This is a genomic window from Paenibacillus sp. J22FR5 (assembly GCF_059691975.1).
In genome coordinates, this window is sequence record NZ_JCAUAN010000055.1 from 1 (window position 1) to 14,299 (window position 14,299).

Sequence of the window (14,299 nt, forward strand, 5' to 3'; positions counted from 1 at the left end):
CTACGTCTGATGAGCGCTCTCATGAACAACATCTGCAAACCAAGGTGATAAAATCCTGCGAATGAGTGAGTATATGTGAGATAAACCCTTAAAACCGAGGGACGGGCAGTTATGCGTGGTTACAGGATACCTTAATCATCCACGACGGCAGCCGATTGGCTGCCGTTTTCTCAAGTAATGGGAGGTTTACGTAGCTCAGGGGCGAATACTAATAATACAAATAATGGATATGCGGAGGATATAATGACGCAATTTTTTCTCATTCGCCATGGAGAACCTCATTGGGACATAAACGAACAGTACAAATGAAAGGGGCATGGTCGGGATTTGGTACCTCTTACGATTAAATGGGTTAACCAAGTTTATTTGACAGCGAAAGATGAGCGCTTAAAAGAAGCTGAAATTATTGTGTCTTCTCCATACCCAAGAGCTCTTCAAACTGCTGCTGCTATCCTATCTAAGGAACTTAGTTTAGAAATAAAGATTGAATTCGACTTAAGGGAATGGCAACCCGACTTAACATTTGTGTACGACTCAATGGAGAGGCTTAAAGAACTAGGGGACGATTACGATAATAACAATGGAGTCTATCCTTCTGGGGTAGCCAAACTTTGGGAGTCTAAGGAACTACTGAAGAATCGTGTAGAGAAAACAATTGACAAATATCTTGAATATAGAAAGGTAATAATTACAGGACACGGCATGGCTTTTCGGACCTTGGTAGGCGAGATAAGTGCCTCTAAAGTAGTCACGAACTCAGGAACCATAATCAACGGTGAATCGTTAATAATTATGTCGCCAACTCAAATCTCTAAATCTTTCAATGGTGCCGGCGCCGGCGTTACTGGTGCCCACGCCATGACGTTTTCTTTCTTTAGCGCAACGATAACGTTGATTCCGACCGGTAATGGAGAGTTATCAAAGTATCGAAGAAAGCGCTCTGGAACTGGCTAGAAGGTAAGTAATCACGAAATGGGCATCAACCTAGTGCGGAACCATCCACTTGACCATATATTGATATTGCCAACCACACACTTAACTCACTCGTCACCCTAATTTAAATAACGAGAAAAAAAACGGTCTGTATTCGCATCTGTTACGCGATAAGACCGTTTTTGTTTTTCTCGGTATTCTTTGTGATATTGGATTATGAAATTACCATACAAAAGCTGATGTGATGATAACCAAAAGAATGAAAAGAACCAAAATAGCTGCTGCGCTGTTACCAACACCAAAACCTGCACAACTTCCACCACAACCTACTCCTACTCCCATGTTTACTCATTCCCCTCAAGTGAAATTTCATTACGGTATAATCATATTCTCTGTACATAGTGATTGATTGGACTTAAGTCAGGGCATGATTGCTGAAAAGGATAAAAAAATACAAACCCGTTCTTCCTAAATGGAGACTGTCACTACTATAAAACCGGATTCCTAAGCGTACAGGAATCCGGTTTATTTGTGTAAAAAATGGCCTAGCGTGCGAAATCCGCGTTTTGTTGGCGGGACCCCTATGCTTTGTGCTATGGGGTTGGCATACTGATCTTTCGCGTCTTATAGAAACGGATGCGGATGCGGATTCAGTTTCCCGGCCGTCAGCGGCTTTTTCGTATATCCAAGCTCCGCCGGCACCCGAAGCACTCTCTTCAGCCCCGTCAAGCGTTGCAAATGATGTCCGAATGTCATCGGCAGCATTCCCGGAATCAGAACTTTTACGCAATGCAGCCCGTTTCGCAGCGTTTCCAGCGATGACTGATCCACCGCAATCACATCGAGGTTCAAGCGGCGAAACACCTCGATAGTGTCCTTCAGATCATCGGTCAGATCCGCATGACTTGCCTTACGCTTGAACTCCTCGTCAAACGTTCTGAGCGGACGCTGTCCGTCCAGCAAAAATTGCAGCCGTTCCTCTGCTTGCGGCAAACCGTATAGCATGGCATGATCCTCCATATGCAATACGAGAAACGGATCGTCGAGCATTTGCATTAAATGTCCCTGGCCCGCCTCAAATTTCTCTTGCAGGAAAATCAACCTGCCGGCCAACTCATGAATGGCGCTCTTCGCGGCCCGTACCGGATCCAAATGAGCTCCCGCCGAACAGATAAGATTCATCTTCCCGGGGCTGACGCTTTTCGCGAGCGCCCAAATGCTCGGAATCCCATTCTCCATCGTCATATTAAACAAATGCACATCGTATCCGGCAACTGCGCGTAGCCTTTCGACCATGAGCCGCAGTTCCTGATCGTTAGTGGAATAGGGGTCTAGGCGCGGGATAGGCAACTGCGCGTACCAAGTCATCAGGAACGAGTCACGCTCCGCCACTTCCAAAATCCCGTACAAGACGGCTTCCTCCAAACTTCCGCCTAACGCACAGCCGTTGGAGCCTTCCTGGACAAAGCCGCTACCGAATCCCGAGATGTAATAAGCGAGACTCTCCGGAACAAGGATCGGACAGTTCCGCACTAGCGAATAGCCCCATATCCAATCGATGGGGAGGTCGGGATCAAACGGTTCGAACGTGAAATCAGGCCGCGCGTACTGTTTCTTTGAATATAACCCAACCTTGGAGGGGTCGAGCGCATGATCCGCAACACGGTTGAAACTGTCATAAATTACGGTCCGTTTGCCGCGGGGGGTTATACCGCAGTGTCGCTCCAATCCTTCCAAGATCGCGGTCAATTCGCTTTCCGCATAAGAAAAGCTGCGGCTTCCCGTTACCTCATCTCCCATCAGAAACGACGGCAGATTGACCCCCACCCCGGCAAACGGCGACACGAGGTCAAGCATCTTGGCATTAAAAATGCCGGTCCGGGAATCCATATAGTCTTTGGTCAAATGTTGTTTCAGGTCGTCTATCGGACGGCAGCGGTAGCTGTCGGCGCTTATCTTCGGTCTCGGCTTGAGCGAAATGTTGGCCGCCGCCGATGAATCGTCGGGCAAGCGGCCGCACACCGGACAAAGCGGGTCAGGCAGAATGAAATGGAGCGAGCTATTCAGAGTTTTCAGGTTAACGATATACATATGCTCTTCCGTATGGGCTCGGATGCCCCGCAGCACTCGCTGCGTCTCGGCAATCAGCAAGTGAGCTGTATGCCAAAGTCCTGAAGGCGAAGATCTTACGTTTTGTATGCCCCTAGGCGACGCCGTGAAACGCCGGTTATCCGCACACTCGGAGCATCCCGGCGCACCCGGACGAACCAAAGGCCCGACTATGCCCTCATCCATTGAAATAAAGCCCCGCAGCCACGGGATGCCGGCCTGCTGCAACGCCTCTTCAGCCTCGAAGTATCCGGAGGAAGGCCAGTCATCGTGCAGCACCACAACCAATTTCGCCGCTTTCGGTATGTGTGAAGTGAAATCTGTCTGTCGAACGACCTGATAATGGTCCAATAGCTTTCCGCATACGAAGTCGGCCAATAAACCTTCTCCGACAACTGATATGATAGCTTTCACGCTGATCACCTCATCTCGCACAATGTGCCCCGCTCGCTTCGGCGGGTTTCTCCGCTAATCTCCCCGAGCCAGAAGGGAAGGAACTGCCGGTCGGCAGCCCCTATGATTGCTGTCATGGTTTGCTTCCCGTTTGTAAAGTAACGCTGGTGACCACGGTACTTTCCTTTCCACTTCATACTTAAACTCCCACAACAAAGGCATAACAAACCTCCAGAGAACTTGGCTTCTCGGATTTCGCCAGTAATCCATGGTCGGTGAAATCCCCAAATACGCTAAGTCAATATTCCTCTTTAAGATGAATTCATTATAAATTGATTGATGATAACTAATATATGCACGTATTGGGGACAAATAGCAGTACATAAGATTACTTGTGAAGAGTTGGGGCAGATCGGGAATTACGGAGGAGGAATAAAATGACAAATTTTAACCATTCGATGCGATAGAGGAAGTTACCCTGCAGAAGGAAGGGGTTAGTAGTTGGCGGGAGGCTGTGAGGCCGTTTGATTCAATTTTGTTTGTATCACAGGAGTGGGATATCGAGGAACTGAGGGTTCTTCACACGGTTTGCAGGGAGGAGAAGAAGATCTTTCTTCCCGCAGTGTGTCTGCAGCAGGTGGGTCTGGCAGGTCCGCTAGTGCATCCGGACTTTGAGGGATGCTGGGAGTCAGCGTGGCGCAGCATTCACGAATCAGGCGGCTCTTGGTCTTGGATCTGGCAGTAGAAGCATTTCTGAAAGAGGAAATGGCAGGAGTGTTTGCCGTGTTGCTGCGAGAGGGGGAATACCGATGAGCGCTATCGTTATGATTGTGGTTATTTGGTGATAGCGGAGTGCGTATACGAGGAGGTATCGTCCGTGCGTCTAGCTGAACAGTTGCCGCTAATCTTTGAGATCCCTTCATGTGAAGTAACGCTAAATTCGGATGTTCTGCAGTCCGCCTTGCAGGTCTTGGAACAGAACCGTAAACTTTCAGCCCAATTCGAGTTTGTACGCCAAATCAATTCGAGGCAGGTGTACCAGAAGCGGTGAATTTTACGCTGATGCTGCACGATGCGTGAGCTGCGGCTTCCTTCAGATATTGGAATGATTTGGATGGAACACATGAGAGCCCCGTTTCACGCGTCTCACTGCACGGTTGTTTGTTACCAAACAAAGAGGGTGTTTTTCTGTCAATAACGTGAATGCCCTATACATACACACTTAGGTTACGTGGAGCAGGGTTATGTGTTGCGCTTTACAGTCAACCGTCAATCCTAGCCCCCACGATGTCCCCGAAGGAAATCCACGTTAGTTCCGTAACCTAGTCCAAGCCAAGGGGTAAATGCTGACATAGTATGGAAAGTGACTTTATTCCCCGTAAAAGGAGGGTGTATGAATATGGGAATAGCGGTAGACGGAATTCGTCGCAATAGCAGTGTGGAGATTTTAGTTCTATTTATTTTGTTGGTTATCATTACAATGTCTTTTTGTATTTAATTTCAGTAAAGAAATGGGGGTTCACGGGGATTATTCCTGTGAGCCTTTCTTTATTCCACTATCTTAGCCCCCACGATGTCCCGAAGTTTACCCAAGTCAGCCCCGTAGGCACTTCACCTTGGATCCGTCTTCGCGGTAAGTGGTGGGAATCGGATCGGCTACAGCTGCTTGCTGGAAGGATTAGTTGAAATTGGTATCGAAGTGGGGGTATAGACCTAGTGCGGAACCATCCACTTGACCATATATTGATATTGCCAGCCAGCACACAACTCACTCGTCACCCTCATTTAAACAATGAGAAAAAACGGTCTGTATTCGCATCAATTTCGCGATAAGACCGTTTTTGTTTTTTTGTGATGTTGGTTTAAGGATTTACCATACAAACCGCTGATATGATGATTACCAAACACAAGTTATTGATAAGATGATTACCAAAAGAATAAACAGAACCAAAACAGCTGCTGCGCTAGTACCAACACCAAAACCTGCACAACTTAAACCACTCATGTTAGTCAGTCCCCTCAAGTAAATTTTCATTACGGTATAAAGTATGTTCGTTACATAGTCCTTGATTGGACATAAGCCGTTCTTCTAATCGGAAGTTGGTCAAAGGTCAGAGGTGTTTTCCCTGGGAGTTTGATTTTTATCACAAATTTGGTCGGGGCACTTGCCGTGGGGCTTGGTGTACCCTTGGGGGTGCTGGCGGGGTCAAAATAGAGAAGCCCAACGGAATCACACCGTCAGGCTGTTGGTACGCTATAGAACAAAGCTTTCAATGTCTTCTTCGATTTCCTGATCTTTGATTCCAATGCAGCTTAACGTTATGGACGGGTGGCTGTGGTTCAGGATCTTCTGAAGCTTGGCCACGTCCATGGTCTGTTTGTAGAACCAGTAGCCAAAGGTCTTCCGTAGCGTATGACCTTTTACGTGTATTGTCGCGGTTTTCTTTGTTCTTTTTGACGATGAGGCCGGCGACACAAACATAGGTGCTTAATCGTTTTGCGACACAAACATATGCGTATAATCGTGGTGATATTATAGGTTGGTTTTGTATTGATTTATTCAAATGTGAAATGGCCATTAAAGTAACGGGCAGATTTGTAGAGTTAAAGGAATTTGTCATTGGGTTCCCGAATAATTGAATATCTTTTGTTATATGTGAAGCGAACCTGTCTAACAAGGCTATTATACGAATTCCGCAAAAAAGACGTTATCTGAATCTGAGATAACCTTGAATTAGGGAGGGGAGGGAACATGAGAGGTTATAAAATTATTTTAATCCTATTATTTATTTCTCTTGGTATTTCTGGATGTAAAAGCAAAACAATTGAAGAAGAGTTTTATAAAACACATAAAAAAGAAGGACAGGAAATAATTTACCAAGGCTCCGTAATGAAAAGACCGTTCATTCTATATAAAGCCCTTTTTGATAATGGAAATATTGGTATTGGCTTGGCAGTGTTTGAGGGTGATGAGACTAAAGGATGGAAACTGAGTTCATCAAATGTAATGTATAATGAGAATAAATTGTTAATAGATCAATCAGGAATTAACTTTAATGACAATGTTAGAAGGCATTTAATATATGGTTTTATTAATGATCCCGAAATAAACAAAGTTGAAATAATCGATAAGAACAATCAAGTTATTGAGGCTAATATTATTCAACTAATTGGAAGAGAGTATATTTCGGATTAGTTGAAATGAATGAATTGAGAATTAATGTTTATGACAAGAACAATAAAATCCTGTTGGAAGTACCGTACAAGAGCAAGATATAGATTATTACTCAAGGAGTAATCCGTGACGTAAAAGGTCTGCAATCCATTCAGCATCTTTTACATCCGTTTTTCCGGTGGCTGCCGTTGTCCGTTGGTGTCGGTTGACAAGAACATTGTCCGAATTAAGTCCGCGTAAACCGCGGGCTTTTTTAGTTATCGGATCAAGTTCTTGTCATTTGTCAATGACAAGAACTTGATCCGATTCCCGATTCGTGACAAGAACATTGTCCGATTGCCGACAAGCAGTAGGCTGACCTGTAACTTGCTAAACTAACGGGCAGATTAGTTACAATATATGGTATAATTAACTCATTAAATCCATTGATATTGATGACTTTTTGAAGCTAGTTTCTATGAGATGAAGACATTAAAAAAGAATAAGGAGAAAACAATGGATACGGAAGCAATATATCATCATCTTACTCCTCAAACCTACATGAAGTCCTGGAAGCATGGAAATTCGTCAATCTATGTTGTGAAAAAAGGACTCGTCGATTTAGGGGAAGAAAAGAATACTAAAAGATTTGCAGGGATTGATGATTACCATACAATTAGAGCAGGTTCTCTTAGTGGTAACGAAGAGGATTTCAAATCATTTTTTGAACCTTTGAAAGAATACGTCGTTAAATTGGATGGAAATAAATTAGAAGATCCAATCGACATGAATCTAAACTTTTATAGATTCAATGAATGGAGTATTAGTGATTTGAAAGGGAATGTTGTTTCTAATGAAGTAAAACATTCACTTAGAAGCACTGTACTTTCAAAAACAAGAAAAGATATTGAAGTAAATTGGAGCCAACAATATGAAAATGATTGGAACAGAACTCATGATGCAATTGCAAATGCAGTATCGTCAACGAACACTCATTTATTAAATGCAATCAAAAGAGATGATCTAATTAAGTTTATGGTTTCGATTGAATGGCGATGATCGAAACCGTATCATCCAGTACTACAAGACGCAATGGACGTAGCCTTAAGAGGTAATTTATTAGGTATCGATTTTAAATCCATTGAAATTCCAGAAGAAGAACGGTTATTTCCGTTTTTAGAGACAGTTTACGATGAATATGCCCATAGTTATATTTTGAAGCTATATCGTCAATTTCTTAATGGAGAAGGATTGATTATGGCTGAGGTAGAGAAATTTGTTAATGAGTCAACCCTTGTTTTCTTAAGGGCTCCTGCTAATGGAGAATTCATAACCAGTGATAATCCTGTTTGTAGATTCATTAATTCCGAAGGCAAAATTGAGTATATCTTCCCTATAGACCCCCATATTGCTTGTGCTGTAGTAAGAGGCAACCATACGAAACATTATGTAGTAAGAGATCTTACGAAAGATGAGCTAGTTGAATACAACAATCGTCTAAAGGACAATTGCAACGAAGGATATATTCTACGTGTGCAAGATCGTAAAATGTATTTTGGTGATGAATAAGGATGACTTTGCCAATATAAAGCTGTAAAATGTTCAACTGAACACAATAGTAATCATTACACTAAAGGATGAACGTTACTTGAACGGAATAAGGAGTAGTTTGCCTAACGGTATCTACTCCTTGTTTTCATTGAAGTAACGGGCAGATTTACTCAATGAAAATTATTAAGAATTCATTATTATTATGGTACAATTTATCTAAATTACTGGAGGAGTCTAGTGATAATACTTAGTCGGCGGTGAAGAGGATCCGTCCGATGACACCTTCACGAAAGGAAAAAGTGATGATTTCAAATCAATTTCTAATACTATTGTCTATTTCCGAATTAGTTTATTATCCGAAAGAAGATGAGGATATATTTCTTACAGATCCGTTGTTAAATCAAATTATTAATCTGATAGATGTTAATATACAAATTGAAAAAATCTACGAAAGATATCATGAATCTCCAAGAAATACTGGGGATGTTTTAATATTTAGAAGCAATAGTCTGAACAATGCTTATATTTTAGTAGATTCATTCAAGGAAGGAACAGATCAATTGGATTTAGTTTCATTTGGAGTATGTGTTGAAGATAAAGCCGTAGTAGGACAGCTGAAAATATTAATGAGAAAATTATTTGATAAAAGTCATATTCAGATTCTTTATAAAGAAGGTCAGAGTGTTTTATCCAGTGTTTATAAAAATGAAAATTATCCAAAGAGAATATATGGAACTAACGGTAAAGTGTATATGCAACAGATCAAGGTATATTAACTTTAAAAGTACGTTTTGGAGGTTTGAACTAAACTTGATTTAAGATAATTTCACTTGAGTCTTCTAGCATTAAAGTATTCAACTAACGAAGAACGATAACGTAGTTAAGTGTAAGTAATTAGTGGTAAGATATTTCTAGTAAATGTGTCTCTATATGGATGGAGTGCATAAAGATGCAGAGTAGTTTTGAAAAGGTAATACAGAAATTATTAGAGGTAGGCATCACTAGTGAAGGTAGTAATCACTCTGATAATTTAGTCATTGCATTTGAGCAGAAATATGGGTTTCTCTTGCCTCAAGATTATAAAAAATTTCTTTTGACCTATGGGAGAATTAATTATAACCATCAAATAAGCTATTCACCAATAACCAACATTCCAAAGCACAATGAACGAGGGAGAATGGGGTATTTTTATAACTTGCAAAATGACAATAACGAATTAATTAGTAATATCGAATGTTATCTAGGGCGAATGCCTGAAAGCATGATACCTTTTGCGGATATTCCAGGTGGGGATCAACTATGCATTGGAGTTACTGAGGATGAATGGGGAAAAATTTACTTTTGGGATCATGACCAAGAACACTTTGACCCCTCAGAAGAAGAATTATGGAGTAATGTTTACTTAGTAGCAAATTCATTTTCGGAGTTTATCTTAAGTTTTCAAATAGTAGAGGATGAAAATCTACCCAAGGATCTTGGTATTGTTAGTATAAAGACGACACCTGAGTTTCTAAAACTGGTTGAAAAGTTCAAAAGTAAAAAGTAGTATTCACGTTAATTAAGTAAGCTATTTAGTGTTGGATTAGTCAATGTAGGTTTAACGAAAAAGCAAACGAAAAAAGATAGATGAATAAGATTAAGAACCCATCGAAAGGAGAAATCTATGCAGATTCAGAATTTAACCATATTACAATCCAGAATAACAAATTTTACATGGTCTGATTTGGTATGTATTTCTGCCTTTAAATATTACATGGATAAAAATAGGCACTATGAAGATATCTCAATGCTTGATATTGAATTCTTATCCAATAAGGATGGAATAAACTTAAGAATTCAAATCCGATTTAGTGAGATTGAAAGTCTTAATATCAATGCTAGCGGAAAAATAATACAACTTGGAATTTTTGATATTGTAGATATTAAAGGTGATGGTTGGTGTGCACTAAATTTTTGGGTACGGGACATTGAGTGTGAAGTTTTAGGTTTTTATTGTAATGCTATTGAGGTAGTTTCGGTGGATCAAATCGACTAACCGCTTGCCCGTTTGCTCGTTTAAACTCTTACGGAGAACGTTAGCTCAAACAAGCCTGGGAGTAGATTGCCGTGGCAACTGCTCCTTTTGTCATTAAGCTATTCCAGCTAATAGCTTGTCAATATTTAATTATTAATGGTGGATTCATGAGGTGGTATACTTAAAAAAGTGCATGGGAAAGAGCCGTCCCACATAGCACGGAAAGATATTCCATATACTTCCATTTCATGCTACTTACTCTAAACGGAATGCTTCCTTAGTAGTCAAGATGGCAAAAATCCAGTGGATGAGTTTATTCACACAAGCAATTATCGCTACTTTGAACAGCTTTCCTTCAGCACGCTTCTTATCATAATAAGCTCTTAGTTTTTTATTTCTATTACTACGAATACCACATCGTACAGCTTGATATAGGGCAGTACGAAGCCTCCTGGAACCGTGCTTAGTTATTTTATTTATGGTTGCTGTAAACTTGCCTGAAGAAAAAACACTTGGATCTATACCAGCAAAGGCAACAAGTTTCTTTGCGTGATTGAACCGATCGATTTCCCCGATCTCAGCTAAAATTGTTGCAGCAATTTTAGTGCCAATCCCGGGTATCGATTGGATTAAATCATATTCCAGTAACGCTTCAGCTAGGGCCTCTATCGATTTATTAAGGTCTGCTAGATGATCCTGGTATTGAAGAAGCAATTTGATGAGCAGCTGCATGGAGATCAGATGGCTTGGAAAAGCCGTCTCCTTAAAGGGATTTCGCCTTGCTGCTGCTACTAAGATTTGAGCGCGTTCAAGACACCATAAAGTCGATTTGCCGCGTCCTGTAAGGCGCCCGATTGTTGCTGCAATCTCCTTCTCATCCAGTTCCAGAACCTCTCTAGACGTCGGGTGTAAGGCCAGAAGTCGAAGGGAAACTTTTGAATAAAGGTCACCAAACACGCCATGATATTCGGGGAAAACCTGATCCAGAATGGCCTGAAATTGTAGTTTTGCTTGGACATACATACCCGTTAAAGATTCATGCTGGCGAGTTAGAAAGCGTAAGTTCATGAGATGCTGACCCCGTTTTTTGTAGGGTTCAAACTCTTCTTTATAAAACAACGCTCCTAAAAGATGGGCATCTGCGGCATCCGTCTTCAACCGTCGCAAATTGGTTTTCTTGGCGTTATGTGAGATTAAAGGATTAATAACGATGTTCAAATACTGGTGCTCATCCAGAAACTGAACAACGGGGCTATGATAATGGCCTGTTGCTTCCATAACAATGGAGGGACGTATCCCTGCAGCTGATTCCACTCCTCTCATATAATTTAGAAAAGACGCTAACCCTTCAAGATCATGATTAAACCTAAAGATCTTCCCATGAGGTACTCCACGGTCTAAAAAAGCTTGTGCATGGCTCTCTCCCTTTGATACATCCAAACCAATGACTGGATTCATGACAACACTCCCTAAGTAATTTCGCCGGCAACCCCTAACCTTCTTGTCTTCCACACTATCGCATGTGATACGGGATTCATGTCCCAACCAGCCTAACCATGGTTGAACAAGTAGGGGGGATGAACTGAATAGCTCTCGGGATCTAAGTCCCACGGGCAGAATCGTTCGATCCCCGGCTACCGTTATCTTACGGCCTCAAAAAAATGAGGTCGACCAGAAATATCTGGTGACCTCATAATACGATTGGGCAGGATAGTTACATAATGAAATGGTCGATTTCATGAGATATGAAATATGAATAGAAAGGGAGCAGTCGAAATAATTATCGATGCTCCATATTTTCACTCATATTTAAAATTAAAGTAATATTTAGCTTAAAACCTCCCTCTATCAGGATCCTGCCAAACATTAAACTTATTCCCGTCTAGATCTTTAAACTTAAATTGAAGACCACATCCATCTTGATCAACGATTGATTCCACATGTGTTCCACTCTTTCGAAGGGACTCATGGAGTTTAATGATATCTTCAGTCTCAAATGTGAGGGAAAACATTTCATAGTCTTTACCCGCATCCTCCCACTGATCTGTAACAAAATTTGCATTTTTATTGCTTTTTGACTCCAGAAGAAACAACCACTGGCCATTACCGAGAATAAGGATATTCCCATCTGGTCGTAAAAGCTTTAAACCCAGATATTTTACATAAAACTCTGTTGCCTTTTTTAAATCTTTAACCGGTAAATAATTGTGGGACACTCGCTTAAGAAGTGATCTAACCACCTTAGATTCGTTTTCCTTTTGCTGCAGAGATTCCTCATTCATTCTAATCATCCTCCAATTTAGTATTCATTAAATAGACGACTATTTATGGAAAATTCCGTCATACCCTTTGAAAGTTATTTCCCCTGATAAATACCAAATCGGTTGTTGTCCATATCATAGAAGAAAAAATGATCACCTGTTAAGGAATCTTTTATAAGATCGTCTACACGGATCCCTTGATTCTTAAGTTTTTCATAAATATCATTCATTTGATCAACTTCAAAAGACAGCAATGGAACAGAAAATTCGGATTTAGAGTTTATTTGAGAAGGTTTGACTTGTAAGAGATATAGTGTTTGTCCTGATGGAAGAATTAGATGTCCATTCTGAGCCAAGGATAAGCCAAATTTGGTAATAAACCAATGGGTTGATCGTATTTTATCTGTAACAGGTATGTAAAAATGACCTGTCTGTTTTATAAGATTAGCCGTTACATTAGTTGCCATACTACTACCAGAAAATGGATTTTGTAATCCATCAAATAGAGTATCCACAAGTTCTTGCTTCAATAATTTACGAGTCCTACGATGGCGACTTTCCACTGCACTAATAGACATATTAAGGAGTTTTCCAATGCTCTTCATAGTAAGCCCGCTCATGTGAAACAAAATAATAATTATCCGATTAAGTTCATCAAGCTTATTTAATGCTTTCCAGATCTCTATATGTATTTCTCTATTATCAACGATCTCTTCAAAAGTAGCGGGGTGATTTAACCATTCATTCCTCTCAAACGCATGTTGTTCTTTAATCTGTTGTCTTTTCCAATCTACACTTTGTCGATAAGTAATAGCATATAGCCAGCTTCCTATCTTTTCAGGATCCTTTAGAGCATGTAATTTAAAATAAGCTTTGATAAAAGATTCTTGAGCAATATCTTGTGCCAAATGAAAATCACCTAATACACCGTAAGCAACGGAACATAAAGCGTCAGAATATTTCTCCACTAGTAAAGAAAAGGCTTGAACATCGCCATTCATAGCAGCCAAAACAAGCTCATTGTCTTTCAATATACATATCTCCTCTTAGTGCACCAAGTTTTAGATAGTTCCATAAACACGTATGAAATCCCTTCTAATAATCAATCTAAAGTTTTCAATAAAATAAATATATCACATTGTGGTTTTGGCTCGAAGTGGGTTATGAGTTAAAAATCTGTTAGGCTGCCGTGAGAAAGTTGTGCATCTTTCTGTCTGCACCGAAAGGAGTATTTTGTATAAAAATCGAATGCAAAGAGATAACAAAAAAGGAGAGTGAATTACATGGAGATTCAAATCATTCAAACTGACAACATCTCAGCATTTGTTGGGGTAAGGGCGAGTGCTAATATGTCTAATTTAGGAAACAACATTAAAAATGCATATGATGAATTGGTAAGAAGACAGAATGAAATAAAAAACATTAAGAATCCAAATGTGACATATGGAATATCACCTCCAAATTATAAAAGTAACAATGGAACAGTTGATTTTTATTTTTGTTTTGAAGTGGAACCTCTTGAAAACTTACCGCATGGAATGGTCCATATACATCTATTGCCTCGTACTTATTCATTAACAAATTATAAGGGATTGGCTAGCCAGACGGTAACAGCTTATGATTTCACTACAAAATGGCTGAATGAAAACGGATATACATATGATGATACAGCTTATTATTTTGAGAGATACGACGAGAAAACAATAAGAGATTTAAATGATGAAAGAAATGAAATGAAAATATTCTGTCCTGTAAAGAAGAAATGAGCATTACGCTCCCTCGATTTGATTTAATTTCCTCACGCAAGCTCGTGTATTCGCAGGATTTCATCCCTATTGGATTCGGTAAAAGAATAAAGAGAGTCAGGGCATGTTATGTTGAACC

Annotated in this window: 15 protein-coding genes and 1 pseudogene; 10 read left to right on the top strand and 6 right to left on the bottom strand. The window is 40.5% G+C overall.

All coding sequences use genetic code 11. The features are described 5' to 3' along the window. Positions 1 to 327: 327 nt before the first annotated feature. Entirely contained in the window at positions 328 to 954 is a 627-nt protein-coding gene (locus tag AC58P7_RS32745; protein WP_497350267.1) for a histidine phosphatase family protein, read from the top strand. Positions 955 to 1,155: 201 nt separating this feature from the next. Here AC58P7_RS32745 and AC58P7_RS32750 read toward each other — a convergent pair whose 3' ends face one another. Beyond that, entirely contained in the window at positions 1,156 to 1,275 is a 120-nt protein-coding gene (locus tag AC58P7_RS32750; RefSeq protein ID WP_497350268.1) for a YjcZ family sporulation protein, read from the bottom strand. A gap of 282 nt (positions 1,276 to 1,557) precedes the next feature. Next, a complete protein-coding gene (locus AC58P7_RS32755; RefSeq protein WP_497350269.1) occupies positions 1,558 to 3,456 on the bottom strand; it encodes a TOMM precursor leader peptide-binding protein in 1,899 nt (632 codons plus the stop codon). A gap of 439 nt (positions 3,457 to 3,895) precedes the next feature. On the opposite strand from AC58P7_RS32755, the pseudogene AC58P7_RS32760 reads away from it, so the two are divergent. Then, positions 3,896 to 4,150, top strand: a pseudogene (locus AC58P7_RS32760) (bacteriocin maturation protein); the annotation flags it as partial. Positions 4,151 to 4,312: 162 nt separating this feature from the next. Next, positions 4,313 to 4,486 (top strand): hypothetical protein, encoded by a 174-nt coding sequence (locus AC58P7_RS32765; protein WP_497350270.1) that lies wholly within the window; start codon positions 4,313 to 4,315, stop codon positions 4,484 to 4,486. 1,203 nt (positions 4,487 to 5,689) lie between these two features. Here the strand turns inward: AC58P7_RS32765 and AC58P7_RS32770 are convergent. Further along, positions 5,690 to 5,917 carry a tyrosine-type recombinase/integrase gene (locus AC58P7_RS32770; RefSeq protein WP_497350271.1) on the bottom strand — a complete coding sequence of 76 codons (228 nt, stop codon included), beginning with the start codon at positions 5,915 to 5,917 and terminating at the stop codon, positions 5,690 to 5,692. A 270-nt stretch (positions 5,918 to 6,187) separates the two neighbouring features. On the opposite strand from AC58P7_RS32770, the gene AC58P7_RS32775 reads away from it, so the two are divergent. The 6 genes from AC58P7_RS32775 to AC58P7_RS32800 all read left to right on the top strand — a co-directional run bounded on the left by AC58P7_RS32775 (position 6,188) and on the right by AC58P7_RS32800 (position 10,175). Then, the gene (locus AC58P7_RS32775; RefSeq protein WP_497350272.1) at positions 6,188 to 6,631 is read left to right on the top strand and encodes a hypothetical protein; all 444 of its coding nucleotides are present in this window, start codon (positions 6,188 to 6,190) and stop codon (positions 6,629 to 6,631) included. Between the two features lie 474 nt (positions 6,632 to 7,105). After that, positions 7,106 to 7,648, top strand: a complete 543-nt coding sequence (locus AC58P7_RS32780; protein ID WP_497350273.1) for a DUF4238 domain-containing protein — start codon at positions 7,106 to 7,108, stop codon at positions 7,646 to 7,648. Between the two features lie 33 nt (positions 7,649 to 7,681). Next, entirely contained in the window at positions 7,682 to 8,158 is a 477-nt protein-coding gene (locus AC58P7_RS32785; RefSeq protein WP_497350274.1) for a DUF4238 domain-containing protein, read from the top strand. 257 nt (positions 8,159 to 8,415) lie between these two features. Beyond that, entirely contained in the window at positions 8,416 to 8,916 is a 501-nt protein-coding gene (locus tag AC58P7_RS32790; protein ID WP_497350275.1) for a hypothetical protein, read from the top strand. Between the two features lie 173 nt (positions 8,917 to 9,089). Then, the gene (locus AC58P7_RS32795; RefSeq protein ID WP_497350276.1) at positions 9,090 to 9,686 is read left to right on the top strand and encodes an SMI1/KNR4 family protein; all 597 of its coding nucleotides are present in this window, start codon (positions 9,090 to 9,092) and stop codon (positions 9,684 to 9,686) included. Between the two features lie 117 nt (positions 9,687 to 9,803). Next, entirely contained in the window at positions 9,804 to 10,175 is a 372-nt protein-coding gene (locus AC58P7_RS32800) for a hypothetical protein (protein ID WP_497350277.1), read from the top strand. Positions 10,176 to 10,409: 234 nt separating this feature from the next. On the opposite strand, the gene AC58P7_RS32805 is transcribed toward AC58P7_RS32800, so the two are convergent. From AC58P7_RS32805 to AC58P7_RS32815, 3 genes are all read right to left on the bottom strand, one after another. After that, positions 10,410 to 11,612 (bottom strand): IS110 family RNA-guided transposase, encoded by a 1,203-nt coding sequence (locus AC58P7_RS32805; RefSeq protein ID WP_497350278.1) that lies wholly within the window; start codon positions 11,610 to 11,612, stop codon positions 10,410 to 10,412. A gap of 374 nt (positions 11,613 to 11,986) precedes the next feature. Next, positions 11,987 to 12,436 (bottom strand): VOC family protein, encoded by a 450-nt coding sequence (locus tag AC58P7_RS32810; protein ID WP_497350279.1) that lies wholly within the window; start codon positions 12,434 to 12,436, stop codon positions 11,987 to 11,989. Positions 12,437 to 12,510: 74 nt separating this feature from the next. Next, positions 12,511 to 13,446 carry a sigma-70 family RNA polymerase sigma factor gene (locus tag AC58P7_RS32815; RefSeq protein WP_497350280.1) on the bottom strand — a complete coding sequence of 312 codons (936 nt, stop codon included), beginning with the start codon at positions 13,444 to 13,446 and terminating at the stop codon, positions 12,511 to 12,513. A 252-nt stretch (positions 13,447 to 13,698) separates the two neighbouring features. Between AC58P7_RS32815 and AC58P7_RS32820 the strand changes: the two genes are divergently transcribed. Then, positions 13,699 to 14,181 carry a GyrI-like domain-containing protein gene (locus AC58P7_RS32820; protein WP_497350281.1) on the top strand — a complete coding sequence of 161 codons (483 nt, stop codon included), beginning with the start codon at positions 13,699 to 13,701 and terminating at the stop codon, positions 14,179 to 14,181. Positions 14,182 to 14,299 lie beyond the last annotated feature (118 nt).